At 67.1% G+C, this 17,797-nt stretch carries 15 protein-coding genes; 11 read left to right on the top strand and 4 right to left on the bottom strand.

The genetic code is table 11. The features are described 5' to 3' along the window. The first annotated feature begins 57 nt into the window (after window positions 1-57). From AC1RQK_RS23690 to AC1RQK_RS23680, 3 genes are read left to right on the top strand one after another with little or no spacing between them, the layout of a single operon-like run. Window positions 58-834, top strand: a complete 777-nt coding sequence (locus AC1RQK_RS23690; protein ID WP_174425825.1) for an enoyl-CoA hydratase-related protein — start codon at window positions 58-60, stop codon at window positions 832-834. 52 nt (window positions 835-886) lie between these two features. Beyond that, window positions 887-2,566, top strand: coding sequence for a long-chain-fatty-acid--CoA ligase (locus AC1RQK_RS23685; protein ID WP_492811476.1), 1,680 nt, complete (start codon window positions 887-889; stop codon window positions 2,564-2,566). Next, window positions 2,563-3,381 (top strand): crotonase/enoyl-CoA hydratase family protein, encoded by an 819-nt coding sequence (locus AC1RQK_RS23680; RefSeq protein WP_492811474.1) that lies wholly within the window; start codon window positions 2,563-2,565, stop codon window positions 3,379-3,381. The genes AC1RQK_RS23685 and AC1RQK_RS23680 overlap by 4 nt, the downstream gene beginning before the upstream one ends. 90 nt (window positions 3,382-3,471) lie before the next feature. On the opposite strand, the gene AC1RQK_RS23675 is transcribed toward AC1RQK_RS23680, so the two are convergent. From AC1RQK_RS23675 to AC1RQK_RS23665, 3 genes are all read right to left on the bottom strand, one after another. Continuing rightward, a complete protein-coding gene (locus AC1RQK_RS23675; protein ID WP_492374134.1) occupies window positions 3,472-3,855 on the bottom strand; it encodes a DUF2784 domain-containing protein in 384 nt (127 codons plus the stop codon). Continuing rightward, entirely contained in the window at window positions 3,852-4,769 is a 918-nt protein-coding gene (locus AC1RQK_RS23670) for a LysR family transcriptional regulator (RefSeq protein ID WP_416049919.1), read from the bottom strand. The genes AC1RQK_RS23675 and AC1RQK_RS23670 overlap by 4 nt, the downstream gene beginning before the upstream one ends. A 194-nt stretch (window positions 4,770-4,963) precedes the next feature. After that, window positions 4,964-5,902, bottom strand: a complete 939-nt coding sequence (locus AC1RQK_RS23665) for a LysR family transcriptional regulator (RefSeq protein ID WP_416049920.1) — start codon at window positions 5,900-5,902, stop codon at window positions 4,964-4,966. Window positions 5,903-6,251: 349 nt separating this feature from the next. Between AC1RQK_RS23665 and AC1RQK_RS23660 the strand changes: the two genes are divergently transcribed. Next, entirely contained in the window at window positions 6,252-7,565 is a 1,314-nt protein-coding gene (locus AC1RQK_RS23660; RefSeq protein ID WP_492373486.1) for an MFS transporter, read from the top strand. A 55-nt stretch (window positions 7,566-7,620) separates the two neighbouring features. Beyond that, window positions 7,621-8,832 (top strand): M20 aminoacylase family protein, encoded by a 1,212-nt coding sequence (locus AC1RQK_RS23655; protein ID WP_492811470.1) that lies wholly within the window; start codon window positions 7,621-7,623, stop codon window positions 8,830-8,832. Here AC1RQK_RS23655 and AC1RQK_RS23650 read toward each other — a convergent pair. After that, entirely contained in the window at window positions 8,817-9,764 is a 948-nt protein-coding gene (locus tag AC1RQK_RS23650; protein WP_492373488.1) for a hypothetical protein, read from the bottom strand. The two genes, AC1RQK_RS23655 and AC1RQK_RS23650, sit on opposite strands and share 16 nt — an antisense overlap. A 364-nt stretch (window positions 9,765-10,128) precedes the next feature. Between AC1RQK_RS23650 and gcl the strand changes: the two genes are divergently transcribed. The 6 genes from gcl (at window position 10,129) to ypfJ (ending at window position 17,737) form a co-directional block, all read left to right on the top strand. Beyond that, the gene (gcl, locus tag AC1RQK_RS23645; protein ID WP_043350593.1) at window positions 10,129-11,904 is read left to right on the top strand and encodes a glyoxylate carboligase; all 1,776 of its coding nucleotides are present in this window, start codon (window positions 10,129-10,131) and stop codon (window positions 11,902-11,904) included. Window positions 11,905-12,034: 130 nt separating this feature from the next. Continuing rightward, entirely contained in the window at window positions 12,035-12,817 is a 783-nt protein-coding gene (gene hyi / locus AC1RQK_RS23640) for a hydroxypyruvate isomerase (protein ID WP_492373489.1), read from the top strand. Between the two features lie 52 nt (window positions 12,818-12,869). Continuing rightward, entirely contained in the window at window positions 12,870-13,796 is a 927-nt protein-coding gene (glxR, locus tag AC1RQK_RS23635) for a 2-hydroxy-3-oxopropionate reductase (RefSeq protein WP_492373490.1), read from the top strand. A gap of 88 nt (window positions 13,797-13,884) precedes the next feature. After that, window positions 13,885-15,198 carry a glycerate kinase type-2 family protein gene (locus AC1RQK_RS23630; protein ID WP_492373491.1) on the top strand — a complete coding sequence of 438 codons (1,314 nt, stop codon included), beginning with the start codon at window positions 13,885-13,887 and terminating at the stop codon, window positions 15,196-15,198. A 65-nt stretch (window positions 15,199-15,263) separates the two neighbouring features. Further along, complete coding sequence (gene pyk / locus AC1RQK_RS23625) at window positions 15,264-16,742, top strand: pyruvate kinase (RefSeq protein ID WP_416049927.1); 1,479 nt, start codon at window positions 15,264-15,266, stop codon at window positions 16,740-16,742. Between the two features lie 101 nt (window positions 16,743-16,843). Then, window positions 16,844-17,737, top strand: a complete 894-nt coding sequence (gene ypfJ, locus AC1RQK_RS23620; RefSeq protein ID WP_492811466.1) for a KPN_02809 family neutral zinc metallopeptidase — start codon at window positions 16,844-16,846, stop codon at window positions 17,735-17,737. Window positions 17,738-17,797: the final 60 nt, after the last annotated feature.

Below are 17,797 nucleotides of genomic sequence, written 5' to 3'. Positions count from 1 at the left end.
GTGCATTTGTGCATTTGTGCATTTGCGCATCAGAACACCTACGACAAGGAGACAGCCATGACATCACCCGTGCTCTATCACGCCGCCGAGGGCGTGGCCACCATCACCCTGAACCGCCCCGACGTGCTCAATGCGCTCAACAGCGCGCTGATGCTCGAGCTGCGCGCCGCCGTCGAGCGCGCCGCGCAGGACGAGGCCGTGCGCGCGGTGGTGCTGACCGCCAATGGCCGCGGCTTTTGCGCGGGCGCCGACCTGGCCGGGCGTGAGCCCGGGCTGCAGGATTCGGGCACGCTGCTGCGCGAGCGCTACCACCCGATCATCCTGGCGCTGCGCAATATGCCCAAGCCCGTCATCACCTCGGTCAACGGCGTAGCGGCCGGCGCCGGCATGAGCCTGGCGCTGGCCGGCGACGTGGTGCTGGCTGGCCGCTCCGCGTCGTTCCTGCAGGCGTTCTCGAAAATCGGCCTGGTGCCCGATGCGGGAAGCACCTACTTCCTGCCGCGCTACGCGGGCGAGATGCGCGCCCGCGCGCTGGCCATCCTGGCCGAGAAAATCGACGCCGAAGAAGCCCATCGCATCGGCCTGGTGTGGAAGGTGCATGAAGACGAAGCCCTGCCGGCCGAGACCGCCAAGCTGGCCGCCCACCTGGCGCAGATGCCCACCTTTGCCTACGGCCTGATCAAGGAAGCACTCAACGCCAGCCTGGAGAGCGACCTGCCGGCACAGCTCGAACGAGAAGCCACGCTGCAGTCGCGCGCCTCGAAGAGCGAGGACTTCAAGGAAGGCGTGGCGGCATTCCTGGAAAAGCGCAAGCCCGCATTCAAGGGCCGCTGACCACCGCTGGCTACGCATCGCACCACCAATTCGAAACCAGGAGACGCGCACCATGCTAGGCCTCATGCAAGACCGTCCGTTGCTGATTTCCTCACTGATCGAGTACGCCGCGCAGTACCACCCGCTGCAGGAGATCGTGTCGCGCACGATCGATGGCGGCACGGTGCGCTCCAATTACGCGCAGGTGCACCTCCGCGCAAAGCGGGTGGCCAGCGCGCTCGCCGGGCTTGGCATTCAGCAAGGCGACCGCGTCGGCACGCTGGCGTGGAACACGCACCGCCACCTGGAGCTGTACTTCGGCGTGTCGGGCGCGGGTGTGGTGCTGCATACCGTCAATCCCCGCCTGTTCCCCGAGCAGATCGACTACATCATCAATCACGCGGAAGACCGCGTGCTCTTCTTCGATCCGTGCTTCGCGCCGCTGGTGGCGCAACTCGCGCCGCGCCTGTCCAGCGTCACGCACTACGTGGCAATGACCGACCGCGCCGGCACCGACGCGCTTGGCCTCGCCGGCAAGCTGCCCAGCCTGCTGTGCTACGAAGACCTGGTCGAGGCCGGCAGCGAGGACTATGCATGGCCGCAGTTCGACGAGCGCACCGCGTCGTCGCTTTGCTACACATCGGGCACCACCGGCAACCCTAAAGGCGTGCTGTATTCGCATCGCTCCACCGTGCTGCACAGCCTCAAGGCTTGTGCGTTCGACACCTTTGGCGTGAGCGCGGACAGCGCGATCCTGCTGGTCGTGCCGCTGTTCCACGCCAACGCCTGGGGCATGCCCTACGCATGCGCCATGACGGGCGCCAAGATGGTGCTGCCCGCCCAGCACCTGGACGGCGAAAACGTCTACCGCATGCTGCGCGACGAACGCGTGACCTTTTCCACCGCGGTGCCCACGGTGTGGCTGATGCTGTTCCAGTACCTGGATGCGCATCCAGAGATCGATCCGCGCTCGCTCGGGCTGAAGCTGGCCGGCGTAGGCGGCTCCGCCGCGCCGGCGGCGATGATCGAGCGCTTCGAGCAGCAGTTCGGCGCGCGCTTCGTCCAGGGCTGGGGCATGACGGAGACCAGCCCGATCGGCGTGATCAGCACGCTCTTGCCCAAGCATCAAGCGCTGGGCACGCAGGAGCAATTGAAGATCAAGCTCAAGCAAGGCCGCGCGCTGTGGGGCGTGGACCTGCGCATCGAGGACGACCAGGGCAACGTGCTGCCGCACGATGGCCAGGCCTTTGGCCGGCTCAAGGTGCGCGGGCCGTGGATCGCCTCGGCGTACTTCAAGGCAGAGCACGACGCGCTCGACGCCGACGGCTGGTTCGACACCGGCGACGTCGCCAATATCGATGCCGACGGCTATGTGCAGCTGGTGGATCGCGCCAAGGACGTGATCAAGTCCGGCGGCGAGTGGATTTCTTCCATCGACCTGGAGAATGCCACCATGGGCCATCCCGCCGTGGCCGAAGCCGCCGTCGTGGGCGTGCCACATCCCAAGTGGCAAGAGCGCCCGCTGCTGGTGGTGGTGCGCCGCGCGGGCAAGGACGTGAGCGCCGCCGAACTGCTCGCGTTTCTCGCCGCGCGCGTCGCCAAATGGTGGGTGCCCGACGACGTCGCCTTTGTCGACTCGCTGCCCCACACCGCCACGGGCAAGCTGCTCAAGGTGAAGCTGCGCGAGCAATTCAAAGACTATGTCCTGCCCACGGCGCAGGACCCGATTCCAGCAAGGAGCCATGCAAGATGAGCACCAGCAGCGAACGCATCATCCTGACCCTCGAAGATGGCGTGGCCGAGGTCAGGCTCAACCGGCCCGACAAGATGAACGCGCTCGACCCCGCCATGTTCGACGCGCTGATCGAGACCGGCCAGCGTCTCGCGCGCGAACCGGACTTGCGCGCCGTTGTGCTGTCGGGTGCAGGCCGCGCATTTTGCGCCGGGCTCGATATGCAGAGCATGGCCGGGCTGGGCGATGGCCAGGGCGACGCCATCGCCGCGGGCCGCCTCGCGGCGCGCAGCCACGGCATCGCCAATCGCCCGCAGTTCGCCTGCATGGTGTGGCGCGAACTGCCGGTGCCGGTGATCGCCGCTGTGCACGGCGTGGCGTTCGGCGGCGGCTTGCAGGTCGCGCTCGGCGCGGACCTGCGCTATGTCACCGCGGACACGCGCATGTCGGTGATGGAGATCAAGTGGGGGCTGGTGCCCGACATGGCCGGCATGCTGCTGATGCGCGGCCTGGTGCGCCCTGACCGCCTGCGCGAGCTGATCTACAGCGGCCGCATCGTCACTGGCGAAGAAGCCTGCGCGCTGGGCCTGGCCACCGCCGTGGTGGACGACCCGCGCGCCGCCGCGCTAGCCACCGCGCGCGACATCGCCAACCGCAGCCCGGACGCAATCCGCGCCGCCAAGCGCTTGATGCAGGTGAGCGAAGACGGCGACGGTGCCGCCATTCTGCTGGCCGAATCGGTCGAGCAGGACCGGCTGATCGGCGGCGCCAACCAGCGCGAAGCAGTGATCTCCAATATGGAAAAGCGGGCAGCAACGTTCAAGCCGGCGTCGTAGTGTTGCGTGGTGCGGGCTGAGGTGCCTGGCGATCTGCGATCTGCGCCTTGCGCCTTGCGTTTTGCGTTTTGCGTTTTGCGTCTTGCGCGCTCAGGCGTGCCGACGCGTTCGCTGGCGCCGCATCCGGCAATAGAGCGCCACGTAGACCGCCAGGTTGAGCGCCAGTACCACGGCGCCAAGCACCATCTGGATCTCGCGCGTGAGGCCATCGGGATAGATCAGCGCCAGCACGTAGTGCTGCACAAAATCCCCGCCATAGGCTTGCTGCCCCGCGCGCTGGCGCAGCGCATTTTCCAGCGGCGTGAGCGGGCAGATCCATCCGCTCCACTCCACCACCACGCCCCAGGCCGCTGCCGGCAGATGCAGCCAGGCCATGCGCGGCCAGCGCAACACCAGCAAACCGCCCAGCATGACGAAGACGATAAAGGCGAGGTGAAAAAGGACGACCGCGTCCGCGAGCCACGCCGCCATCATCGTCCTTGCCGCCCGGTCCAGTAGCCCGGCACCGCGAACGCTGCCTTCAGGTGCTCGATAAAAAAGCGGATCTTTGCCGGCACCGGACGCTGCTGCGGGTACACCGCAAGGATGTCGTAATCGGGCAGCGCATACTCATCCAGCACCGTGATCAGCTCCCCGCTCTCCAGCTGCGGCAGGATTTCCCAGGTGGAGCGCCAGCCCAGCCCCAGGCTCTCGCCCGTCCAGCGATGCAGCAACTCGCCGTCGTTGCAATCCAGGTTGCCATTGACGCGCACCGTCACCGTCTTGCCGTCTTGCTGGAAATACCAGCCGCGCTGCTGGCCTCCCTGCAGGTTGAACGCCAGGCAGTTGTGCTGCGCCAGGTCGTCCAGTGTCTGCGGCACGCCGTAGCGTGCGAAGTAAGCCGGCGTGCCGCAGACCACGCGCTTGTTGGTCGCCAGCTTGATCGCGACAAAGTTTGGATCGATGGCCCCGCCAATGCGGATGCCCACGTCATAGCCCTCGCGCACGAGGTCCACCACGCGGTCGGTCAGGTTGAAGGAAATCTGCACCTCGGGGTTCGCCGCCAGGAACGCCGGCGCATGCGGCGCCACATGCTTGCGCCCGAACGCCGCCGGGGCCGACACGATCAGGTGGCCGGTCGCCTTGTGCTTGCCTTCGGCGATCAGCATCTCGGCCCGGTCCAGGTCCGCCAGGGCCTTCTTGCACTGCTCCATGAACGCCGCGCCTTGCTCCGTCACCACGATGCGCCGCGTTGAGCGGTGCAGCAGCTTCACGCCGATGCGCGCCTCCAGCGCATTGATGCGGCGCCCGATCATCACCGGCGTCACCCCCTGCGTCAGCGCGGCCGCAGCCATGCTGCCGTGTTCGACGACAGCGATAAAGGCTTCGATCTGTTTTAGCTTGTCCATGCTGTGTGTCTCCTGGGCGTCATTGTGGCGCATTTGAAGGCGGCGGGCATGTGCTGGGGGCTATGGAGGCGATTTGGGTGGGGGCATGAGGAATGAGGAATGAGGAATGAGATATCAGGCGGGAGGCCCGGACCTGGCGTCCGCCATCGGGCCATTCGTGCCCGATCAAGCGCTCCGACAATGCATCACTGCACTCACCTGCCCGCACGCACCGCGGGCCGCCCTCGCGGCATCGTTTGCGCGCAATGCCGTACCTCCTTGCTGAACTCGGCGCAGGCGTGGGTCATCAGGTCTTCCGAGCGGTAGACGAGGAACACGCGGAACTCGGGTAGTTCGTCGCTGATCGGCAGTCGGATCAATGACGAAGGATCGAGCCGCAGCGGGCCGGTGCCGTCGAAGACGAAGTCGGACCACATGCTGATCAGGTCGGTGCGCGTGGCCAGCTGCAGGCCGAGCAGGTTGGAGGCGCTCTGCACCACGCGCTTGGGCATGTCGAGCCGGTGCAGCCGCATCACGCTGGCGAGCGGGCTGCCGGGGTCGTCGAGCGGGTCGAGGACGAGCCAGTCGGCGTCGAGCAGCGGCCTCAGCCGGCGTACCCGCCGCAGCGGATGGCCGGCGCGCACGGCCAGCGACATTCCGGTGGAAAACAGCGGTTCCCACTGGAAGGTGCCGGTGCCGGGGCCGCTGTTGGTGGAGATCAGGCCGAGGTCGAGCCGGCCTTCGCGCAGGCCTTCGAGGATCTGTTGCGGGCGCAGCTCGAAGCCGCGCAGGGCGACATTGGGAAAGCGCTTGCGGAACGCGGCCATGGCGTCGGGCAGCGGGCCGCTGGAGGCCACCGCGGTGAAGCCGATGTTGAGCTGCGCGTCGGCGTGGCCGCGGATGGCTTCGATGTCTTCCAGCGCATGCCGCAGTTCCTGCTCCACCAGGCTGGCGCGCTTGACCAGCGCCACGCCATAGGCGGTCAGGCTGACGCCGCGCACGGAGCGCGACATCAGGGTGACGCCGAGTTCGCGTTCCAGTTCGGCGATGGCTTTGGACAGCGCCGGCTGCGACACATGGAGGCTGCGCGAGGCTTCGTGGATGCTGCCGTGCTGGGCCACCGCCAGCAGGATGCGTAGTTGCTGCAGCTTCATCTTGGCTTTTCCTCTTTTTATGTTCTTCCAGGCGCCCCGCAACGGTGCGCGCCGCCCCGGAGCCGTGCCCAAGCGCCGTTGGCGGCACTACTGCGCGCACCCGGTGCTGCGCCGCGAATGCCCATGGCACAAGGCTTCTCGGTACTTGTACCGATAGCGGCGCGACGGTGGTTATGACGGCGATGCCATTTGGTTATCAGGATGAAAATATATGATTTTTGGCTTGCCGTGTTTGCCTCAATACTTCATCGCCAGGGAGTCCCCACTTTCCCGCGATGGATGCCCGGCAAGCGCCGGCCTCCACGGCCCCCACCCCCTCACCCCCTCAACCAGTTCGTGGAGATCCGACATGAACGATGCCACCCTGCCCGCGGCGCCCTCGCTGGCCCCTTCTCAGGCCAAGCCCGCGAGCCCGCCGCGCCAGAGCCAGTCCCGCCTGATCGCCGCCTGCTCGATCGGCAATGCGCTCGAGATGTACGACTTCACCGTCTACAGCTTCTTCGCGTTGCTGATCGGCAAGCTGTTCTTTCCGTCCGACAGCGCATACGGCTCGCTGCTGCTGGCGGTGGCGACCTTCGGCATCGGCTTCGTGATGCGGCCGCTGGGCGGCTTTGTGATCGGCAACTACGCGGACCGCCATGGCCGCAAGGCGGCAATGACGCTGACCATCGGCCTGATGGTGATTGGCACGATGTGCCTGGCCTTTGCCCCGACCTACGCGGTCGCTGGCTTGTTCGGGCCGGTGATGATCGTGGCCGGACGCCTGCTGCAGGGCTTTTCGCTGGGCGGCGAGATTGGCGCATCCACCGCCATGCTGATGGAGTCCGGCGGCGTCAAGGGCCGCGGCTTTCGCGTCAGCTGGCAACTCGGCAGCCAGGGCATCGCGGCGACGCTGGGCGCGCTCACGGCCGCCATTCTTTATGGCGTGCTGCCGCAGGCTTCGCTGGAAAGCTGGGGCTGGCGCGTGCCCTTCGTGCTGGGCCTGCTGATTGCACCTGTGGGCCTGTATATCCGCGCTCACCTGGACGAGACGCACACGGCCGAGGCGCACGCGCCCAGCCCGCTCGGCACGCTGTTCCGCGAGCATGGCGGCACTGTGGTCAAGGGCATCCTGACCATCATCGGCGGCACGGTCGCCACCTACCTGGTGGTGTACTTCATGCCCACCTACATGATCCGCGAACTGCATCTGCCGCCATCGCTGTCGCTGCTGTCGGGCTGCGTGACGGGTGTGGTGTGCCTGGTGATGTCGCTGGTGGCCGGCACGCTGGCCGACCGCTTGCCGCACCGCAAGCCGCTGGTGCTGGGCTCGATGGCCTTCACGCTGGTGTGCCTCTATCCCGCGTTCTGGCTGATGACCCATTACCCGAGCGTGCCGCTGGTGCTGTCGCTGTCCGCGTTGCTGACCGCCAGCGTCTACCTGGGCTCCACGCCGATGCTGCTGATGATGATGGAACTCCTGCCGGCCCATGTGCGCGCCAGCGGCCTGTCGGTGATCTACGCGGTTGGCGTGACGGTGTTCGGCGGTTCCTGCCAGTTCATCGTCACCTGGATGCTGGCCAAGACCGGCAACCCGATGGCGCCCGCCTTCTACATGATGGCCTGCGGCACGGTGACCATCCTCGCGGTGCTGACGATCCGCGAAAACGCCCAAGCGCATTGAGCGCTCTCCTCCTCTACCCGGCCAGGCTGGCCGACTTGCAGCAAAGGATAAACACATGACCCGCGAACCGACCCTGACGCCCTTCCAGTTGCTGCCGCATCTGCTGCCGGCGATCCAGATCGATGCCGAGACCTTTATCGGCATCCGCCGCCAGATCCACGCCCAGCCTGAGCTCGGCTTCGAGGTTGGCGCCACCAGCAAACTGGTGGCCACCTTGCTGGAGAGCTGGGGCTACGAGGTGCACACGGGCATCGGCAAGAGCGGCGTGGTGGGGCAGTTGAAGCTGGGTAACGGCAAGCGCCGCCTGGGCATTCGCGCCGACATGGATGCGTTGCCGGTCGTCGAGGCCACGGGCCTGCCGTATGCCAGCAAGATCCCGGGCAAGATGCACGCGTGCGGCCACGACGGCCACACCGCCATCCTGCTGGCCGCCGCCAAGGCGCTGGCAGATAGCCGCGATTTCGATGGCACCCTCAACCTGATCTTCCAGCCCGACGAGGAAAACCTTTGCGGCGCGCGCGCGATGATCGAGGATGGCCTGTTCACGCGTTTCCCGTGCGATGCCGTGTTCGCCTTGCACAATATGCCGGGCGTGCCCGCCGGCACCTTCCGCGTGCTGCCCGGCCCGGTGAGCTTGTCGTCCGACGTGGCCGACGTGACCATCAAGGGCGTGGGCGGGCATGGCGCCATGCCGCACCGCGCGCGCGATCCGATCGCAGCATCCGCGGCCATCGTCACCGCGCTGCAGACGGTGGTGGCGCGCAATGTGGCGCCGGACGATACGGCCGTGCTGTCGGTGGGCTTTATCCGTGGCGGCGCCACGCACAACGTGATTCCGGAATCAGTCACGCTGGGCCTGAACGTGCGCGCGGCGCGCCCGGAGACGCGCGCGCTGGTGGAGCAGCGCATCCGCGAGATCGTCAGCCTGACCGCGCAGGCGCACGGCGTGGAGGCGCACATCGACTATCGCCAGCTAACGCCGCCGATGGTCAACACGCAGGCCGAAACAACGCTGGCGCAGCAGGTTTGCGCCGATCTGGTCGGCACCGACAAAGTCGTGACGCAAGCCCCCAAGGGCCTGAACGGCAGCGAGGACTTTGCGTGGATGCTCAACGAGGTGCCGGGCTGCTACCTGATCCTCGGCAACGGCGAAGGCGAGTTTGGCGGCTGCATGGTGCACAACCCGGGCTACGACTTCAACGACCAGGTGCTGCCGCTGGGCGCGGCTTGCTGGGTCCGGCTGGCCCAGACCTACCTGGCGGGTTGAGGCAGCGCAGGCAGCGTGGGCGGACCCGCTGCTGCGTGGTCCGCGTGGTCCACTTGCGCCGCGGCATCCTCTTCTGGCGAGGTCGCGGCTGCATCCCCGAGCGCGCTTGCATGGAGGACTTCGGGCGGTACCGGCGCCGGAGATGGGACCGCGGATGCGGGCGCTGCAATGGGCGCTGCAACGGGTACGGCGGCGACCACTGCCGATGCCGCCGCGGGCGGCGTTGGCGCCTTTTCCAGCTGCGCGCTGATCTGCGCCGCTTCGCCGAGCACGTAGGCAAGCCGGCGCAACGGCCGGCTGACCTGCAATTGCAGGAAGACCGCCAGCGCCGCGCCCGACACGAAGACAAGGCCGTAGAGCGACAGCAGCGGCAGCAGGCTGCCGCCTTTGCGCGGCAACTCGAACAGGCCCGTGACCAGCACCAGCGCGGCCGGGCTGACCGCGATCAGCAAACCGATCGTCCTCGCCATGCCCTCCCACATCCGTAACTGCATCTCCACCCGCCGTGCCCTGGCGCGCAGCGCCTGGGCGGGGACGCGCGCCAGCGAGCGCAGCAGCGCGCTTTCCGTCTCATCGTGCCGGTCGACCTGGTCGGCCAATGCCCCGAGCGGATCGCGCAACTTGCGCGCCAGCGCCGGCAGGTGCGTGAGCAGCAGCGCTGCCAGCCCCGCCACGCTGCCGCCCAGCAAGCTATAGACCAGCCGCGCCAGCCATGGCGCCGGCGTCTGCCTGATTTGGTACTTGGTGTACAGCACAGCGCCGGTCACTAGCAGCGCAGCCACCGAACAAGCCCAGAACAGCACCAGCAGGCCCCTTTGCAGCCGCATCAGGTTCATGGCGGCCGCGGGCGAACCGGCGGTATCGGATGCGGCGGGCGGCTTGCGCTTGAGCGCGTCAAGCAGCTCGCGGGTGGGAGGGAGCCTGGTATGCATGGCGGTTGGGTTGGCAATAGGTGGTTCCTGCGCCGTGCCTTGGCACAGGTACTGGCGCGATACCCGCACATTGTCGCCATTTAGCGGGCCGCAGGGTGCGCACCGGGACCGTCGGGCGGGCTTTTCCCGCAATTTCCTACGTATCGTTGCCGTCACACAACGTAGTTCCATGACACGCGCCAGACCGCGTCGGGCGATCGTGTTTTCTGCCTCGGGCGCCCTCATTCGATATCACGGGTATCGAATCAACTGATCTCCCTTCCCTTTATCCCAACCCGCTTGCGGGAATAGCATGGACTCCAACAGTGATTCGCAGCCATTCATAGCCATTCACAAAACATCGCATCAACGATTGGAGACAGACATGCCGAAGATGAGAGCAGTTGACGCGGCCATCGCCGTGCTGGAAAAAGAAGGTATCACCACCGCGTTCGGCGTGCCCGGCGCCGCCATCAACCCGTTCTACTCGGCCATGCGCCGGGCCGGCACCATCGACCATTTCCTGGCCCGCCACGTGGAAGGCGCCTCGCACATGGCCGAAGGCTACACCCGCGCCGAAGCCGGCAATATCGGCGTGTGCATCGGCACCTCGGGCCCGGCCGGCACCGACATGATCACCGGCCTGTACTCGGCCTGGGCTGACTCCATCCCCATTCTCTGCATCACCGGCCAGGCGCCGCGCGCCCGTTTGTACAAGGAAGACTTCCAGGCCGTCGACATCGAGTCGATCGCCAAGCCGGTGACCAAGTGGGCGGTGACCGTGCGCGAGCCGGCGCTGGTGCCGCAAGTGTTCCAGCAAGCTTTCCACCTGATGCGCTCGGGCCGCCCGGGCCCGGTGCTGATCGACCTGCCGTTCGACGTGCAGGTTGCCGAGATCGAGTTCGATCCGGAAACCTATCAGCCGCTCGCCCCGTACAAGCCGGTTGCCTCACGAGCGCAGATCGAGAAGGCCATCGCCATGCTCAACGCGGCCGAGCGCCCGCTGATCGTGTGCGGTGGCGGCGTGATCAACGCCGACGCGGCCGAGCTCCTGGTGGAATTCGCCGAGCTGGTCAACGTGCCGGTGGTCCCCACGCTGATGGGCTGGGGCGTGCTGGCCGACGACCACCCGCTGCAAGCCGGCATGGTTGGCCTGCAGACGTCGCACCGCTACGGCAACGCCACGATGCTGGCATCGGACTTCGTGCTCGGCATCGGCAATCGCTGGGCCAACCGCCACACCGGCAGCGTCGAGGTCTACACCAAGGGCCGCAAGTTCGTGCACGTGGATATCGAGCCTACCCAGATCGGCCGCGTGTTTGGCCCGGACCTGGGCATCGTCTCCGATGCCAAGGCCGCGCTGGAGCAGTTCGTGGAAGTGGCGCGCGAGATGAAGATGGCCGGCCGCCTGCCGTGCCGCAAGAGCTGGGTGGCGGACGTGCAAAAGCGCCGCCGCACCATGCAGCGCAAGAGCGATTTCGACAACGTGCCGGTCAAGCCGCAACGCGTGTACCGCGAGATGAACCAGTACTTCCCGCGCGATGTGCGTTACGTGTCCACCATCGGCCTGTCGCAGATCGCCGCCGCGCAGTTCCTGTCGGTCAACGAGCCGCGCCACTGGATCAACTGCGGCCAGGCCGGCCCGCTAGGCTGGACCATCCCCGCCGCGATCGGCGTGAAGGTGGCCTCGCCGGAATCGGATGTGGTGGCCATCTCGGGCGACTACGACTTCCAGTTCATGATCGAAGAACTGGCCGTGGCCGCGCAGTTCAAGGTGCCGTACATCCACCTGGTGGTGAACAACTCCTACCTCGGCCTGATCCGCCAGGCGCAGCGCAATTTCGAGATGGACTACTGCGTGCAGCTGGCCTTCGACAACGTCAACTCGCCTGAGCTCAACGGCTACGGCGTGGACCACGTGAAGGTGGTGGAAGGCCTGGGCTGCAAGGCGATCCGCGTGTTCAAGCCGGAAGACATCGCGCCGGCCTTTGCCGAAGCGCGCGACCTGATGGCCGAGTTCTCGGTGCCCGTGGTGGTGGAAGTGATCCTGGAGCGCGTGACCAATATCGCGATGGGCACCGAGATCGACAACATCAACGAGTTCGAGCCGATCGAAGACATCGAGGAAGCCATCCTCAAGGAAGAAGTGGAAACGGCGTAAGCACAGCAGGCTGACAAGCGCGGGCCACGAGCCCGCGCGCAGCGCTACATCCCCGCTGTACCCTTGATGCGCCCCCCAATCACCGCCTCCGCGCGAGCGGAATCACAAGACAAGTCATCCGGAGACATCCATGCCAAAACTTGCCGCCAACCTGACCATGCTGTTCAACGAAGTGGCTTTCCTCGACCGCTTTGAAGCCGCCGCGCGCGCGGGCTTCCGCGGCGTGGAGTTCCTCTTCCCCTACGCCTTTCACGCCGACCAGATCGCCGACCGGCTCAACCGCTTCCAGCTCGACCTGGTGCTGCACAACCTGCCCGCGGGCAAGTGGGAAGCGGGCGAGCGCGGCATTGCCTGCCACCCGGACCGCGTGAGCGAGTTCCAGGACGGCGTGGGCGAGGCGATCAAGTACGCCAAGGTGTTGGGCGTGCGCCAGCTGAATTGCCTGGTCGGCATCCAGCCGCAGAACGTCAAGCGCGAGCAGGCCCAGGAAACGCTGGTGGAAAACCTGCGCTTCGCGTCGCAGGCGCTCGGCGCCGAGCAGATCGACCTGCTGGTCGAGCCGATCAACACCTTCGACATCCCCGGCTTCTTCCTGTCGCGCACGCAGCAGGCGCTGGACCTGATCGCACAGGTCAACGCGCCCAACCTCTACGTGCAGTACGACATCTATCACATGCAGCGCATGGAAGGCGAAATCGCCGCCACGCTCAAAGCCAACCTGCCAAAGATCAAGCACGTGCAGCTGGCCGACAACCCGGGGCGCAATGAGCCGGGCACCGGCGAGCTGAACTACCACTTCCTGTTCAAGTGGCTCGATGAGATCGGCTACGGCGGCTGGGTCGGCTGCGAGTACAAGCCGCGCACGACCACGGTGGAAGGACTGGGCTGGCGCGCGGAACACGGCGTGCAGTAAGCGGAACAAGCAAATCCACAAACATTCAACGATCCCATCAAGGAGACATCACATGGCAAACCAACGCAACATCGGCTTTATCGGCCTGGGCATCATGGGCGCACCGATGGCGGGCCACCTGCGCGCGGCCGGCCACACGCTGTTCGTGCATGACGTGAACCCCGCACCGCAAGCGCTGGTCGATGCCGGCGTCACGGTCTGCACCAGCGCCGAGGAAGTGGCCAAGCGCGCGGACATCATCGTGATCATGGTGCCGGACACCCCGCACGTGGAAGCCGTGCTGTTCGCCGAGAAGGGCGTGGCCGCCGCGCTCAAGGGCGCCGGCAAGGAAGCCGCGCACGGCAAGATCGTGGTCGACATGAGCTCGATCTCGCCGATCGCCACCAAGGATTTCGCCGCGCGCGTCAACAAGCTCGGCGCTGCCTACCTGGATGCACCGGTGTCCGGCGGCGAAGTGGGCGCGAAGGCCGCATCGTTGACCATCATGGTCGGTGGTCCGCAAGAATCGTTCGACGAGGTCAAGCCGCTGTTCGACCTGTTGGGCAAGAACGTGACGCTGGTCGGCGGCAACGGCGACGGCCAGACCACCAAGGTGGCCAACCAGATCATCGTGGCGCTGAACATCCAGGCCGTGTCCGAAGCGCTGCTGTTCGCCTCCAAGGCGGGCGCCGATCCGGCGCGCGTGCGCCAGGCGCTGATGGGCGGCTTCGCGGCTTCGCGCATCCTGGAAGTGCATGGTGAGCGCATGGTCAAGCGCACCTTCGATCCGGGCTTCCGCATCGAGCTGCACCAGAAGGACCTGAACCTCGCGCTGCAAGGCGCGAAGGCGCTGGGCGTGGCACTGCCCAACACCGCCACCGCGCAAGAGCTGTTCAACACCTGCGCCGCCAACGGTCTGGGCAAACAGGACCACTCGGCACTGTGCCGCGCCATCGAGATCATGTCCAACCATGAGATCGCCAAGGGCGGCGCCAAGTAAGCCAGCAGCGCCATCACGGCCTGCCTCGGCAGGCCAGCATCACTCCCGGCCGCTCGCGGCCGGGAACGCAGCACTTCCGGATCCCGTCATGCTCGCCACCGATTCCTACCCTACCTTGCTGGCGCCCCAGCGCCCTGCCGGACTCACCGATCCGCGCGCCCTGCTGCGCGACCTGTTCGATACCGCGGTTGCCGCCGTCAGCGCCAGCCATTGCCTGCCGCCGCAACTGCCCACGCCGCCCAAGGGCCGCACGGTGGTGATCGGTGCCGGCAAGGCCGCCGCCGCCATGGCGCAAGCCGTCGAGGCGCACTGGCAAGGCGAGATTTCCGGACTGGTTGTGACGCGCTACGGACATGGCGCGCCGTGCCAGCGTATCGAGGTGGTGGAGGCCGCGCACCCGGTGCCCGACGAAGCCGGCCAGCGCGCCGCGCAGCGCATGGTGGCGCTGGTCAAGGGCCTGACCGCCGACGACCTGGTGCTGTGCCTGATCTCCGGCGGCGGCTCCGCGCTGCTGGCCGCGCCGGCCGACGGCATCACGCTTGCCGACAAGCAAGCCGTGAACCGCGCGCTGCTAAAGAGCGGCGCCAACATCGGCGAGATGAACTGCGTGCGCAAGCACCTGTCGGCGCTCAAGGGCGGCCGGCTGGCATTGCACTGTGCGCCCGCACGCGTCGAGACCCTGTTGATTTCCGATATTCCCGGTGACGATCCCACGCTGATCGCCAGCGGCCCGACCCTGCCCGACGCCACCAGCTGCGCCGATGCGCTGGCGGTGATCGCCAAGTACGGCATCGACGTGCCCGCCAATGTGCGCGCGCACCTGGAGAGCGGCGCGGGCGAAACGCCCAAGCCCGGCGATGCGCGCTTCGACGGCCATCGCAGCGTCACGCTGGCCACCGCGCAGCAATCGCTGGAAGCCGCGGCGGCGCGCGCGCGCGAGCTGGGCGTTGAAGCCCACATCCTGTCCGACAGCATCGAAGGCGAATCGCGCGATGTGGCGCTGGTGCATGCCGCCATCGCGCGGCAGGTTGCGCGGCATGGCCAGCCGTTCAGGAAGCCTTGCGTGATCCTGTCCGGCGGCGAGACCACGGTGACGGTGCGCGGCAGCGGCCGCGGCGGGCGCAATGCCGAATTCCTGCTGGCGCTCGCGGTCGCACTGGACAGCCTGCCGGGCGTGCATGCCATTGCCTGCGACACCGACGGCATCGATGGTTCCGAAGACAACGCCGGTGCGTTGCTCGCCCCCGATACGCTGACCCGTGCCGAGGCACGCGGACTGTCCGCGCGCGCGCACCTCGGCAACAACGACGGCTACGGCTTCTTCGCCGGCCTGGACGACCTGATCGTTACCGGCCCGACCCGTACCAATGTGAACGATTTCCGCGCCATCCTGATTGTGTAAGCCCTGAATTTGAACAACGGCGCGCCCATCGCGGCGCGCCGCCCGAGATTGGAAGAGGAGACAAAATGAGACGCCAGCGCAAAGCCAAGATCGTTGCCACGCTCGGACCGGCCAGCACCGACATCGAGGTGATCCGTCAGTTGTTCGAAGCCGGAGCGGATGTCTTCCGCCTGAACTTCAGCCACGGCTCGCACGACGACCACAAGCGCCGCTACGACGCCGTGCGCCAGGTCGAGGCCGAGACCGGCCGCCCCATCGCCGTGCTGGCCGACCTGCAAGGCCCCAAGCTGCGCATCGGCACCTTCGCCGCGGGCAAGGTGGCGGTCAAGGCCGGCGACGCCTTCGTGCTCGACAGCGACCCCAGCCCGGGCGACGCCACCCGCGTGCACCTGCCACATCCGGAACTGTTCCGGGTGGCCGCGCCGGGTCAGTCGCTGCTGATCGACGACGGCAAGGTGCAGTTGAAGATCGAGGCGGTGGCCAGCGGCAGCATCGCCACGCGCGTGGTCAACCACGGCACGCTGTCCGACCGCAAGGGCGTGAACGTGCCCGACGCCGTGATCCCGATCCCCGCCCTGACCGAGAAGGACCGCAAGGACCTCGACTTCGCGCTGGCGCTGGGCGCCGACTGGATCGCGCTGTCGTTCGTGCAGCGCCCGGCCGACATCGTGGAAGCGCGCGAGATCATCGGCACCCGTGCCGGCGTGCTGTCCAAGATCGAAAAGCCCGCCGCGCTGCAGCAGCTCGAGGAAATCGTGCGCGTGTCCGATGCGGTGATGGTGGCGCGCGGAGACCTGGGCGTGGAACTGCCGCCGGAGCGTGTGCCGGGTGTGCAGAAGCGCATCTTGCGCATCTGCCGCCAGCACGGCAAACCCATCGTGATCGCCACGCAGATGCTGGAATCGATGATCGATTCGCCGGTGCCCACGCGCGCCGAGGCGTCCGATGTGGCCAGCGCCATCTATGACGGCGCCGATGCGGTGATGCTGTCGGCCGAGTCGGCCAACGGCCGCCACCCGGTGCCGGCGGTGGCCATCATGAACCGCATCATCACCGAGGTGGAGCGCGATCCGCTGTACCGCAACCTGCTGGACGCGGGGCATGAGGCGCCGCTGTCCACCCGCCAGGATGCGATCTGCGCGGCGCTGCGCGAGGTCACGCAGATCATCGGCGCGGTGGCTACCGTCACCTACACCTCGTCGGGCTCCACCGCGCTGCGCGCCGCACGCGAGCGGCCGTGCGCGCCCATCGTCAGCATCACGCCGAACCTGGAAATCGCACGGCGGCTGGCGATTGCGTGGGGCGTGCATTCCACCGTCAGCCCGGACGTGCAAAGCGTGGACGAGATGGTGAATGCGGCAACCCGCGCGGCGCTGGCGGAAGGCTATGCCGAACCCGGCGACCAGATCACCATCGCGGCAGGCATGCCGTTTGGCCAGGGCGGCACCACCAACCTGCTGCGCGTGGCCGAAATCGGCGGCGCGGAGCCGGGCAAGGCGCAGGGGCAAGCCACTGCCAGCACGGCACCGGCGGTTACCGCCTGATACACCACACGCATGCGTTGGCGGCATTGCCGTTGCTATACTGATCGACACGCTGCGGCCACCTTTTTGCCGCGGCGATCAACCAGTAATGCGGAGCCACCATGCGTCTCGACGACGAAGCCGAAAGCCAGAATGTAGAAGACCGCCGGGGTGAAGGCTCCGGCGGTTTCGGCGGCTTTGGCGCGGGGCCCAAGACGCTCGGCATCGGCACCATCCTGGTGGCGCTGGCGGCGTCTTATTTCTTTGGCGTCGACCCTTCCGTGATCATGCAGGGCGCCTCGGTGCTGCAGGGCTCGCAGCAGCAAGCGCCGCAACAGCAGCATGTGCCCAGCCATCCCCCCGCCAAGGACCAGATGACGGTCTTCGTGCGCAAGGTGCTCGGTAACACCGAGCGCACCTGGTCGCATATCTTCGAGACCGATCTCAACCGCCGCTATGCGCCGCCCACGCTGGTGATCTTCTCGGGCGCCACGCCTACCGCCTGCGGCACGGGCCAGTCGGCCATGGGGCCGTTCTATTGCCCGGGCGACCAGAAGGTCTATATCGACCTGGCCTTTTACGATGAATTGCGCCAGCGCTTCGGGGCTGGCGGCGATTTTGCCCAGGCCTACGTGATTGCCCACGAGATTGGCCATCATGTGCAGAACCTGCTCGGCGTGTCGGGCAAGGTCGACGCCGCGCGCCGCCGCATGGGCGAGGCGCAGGCCAACCAGTTGTCGGTGCGCGTGGAACTGCAGGCCGATTGCCTGGCCGGCGTATGGGCCGCTACCGCAGAGCGCATGAACCAGCAGTTGCTGGAGCCCGGCGATATCGAGGAAGGCCTCAAGGCCGCCGCCGCCATCGGCGACGACCGCCTGCAAAAGCAGGCCCAGGGCTATGTCGTGCCAGAGGCGTTCACCCACGGCACCAGCGAGCAGCGCACGCGCTGGCTGCGCCAGGGCCTGACCAGCGGCGACATCCGCAAGTGCGACACCTTCGCGGCCAAGCAACTCTGAGCCACGCCGCTGGATGACCGCGCTGCGCCGGCGCTCCGGGCAGCGCCCCCTCGCTGGTGG

The organism is Cupriavidus sp. GW822-FHT02D05, assembly GCF_058802485.1.
The sequence above is the reverse complement of the archived record's forward strand: the minus strand, read 5'-3'. Positions and strand labels throughout refer to the sequence as shown.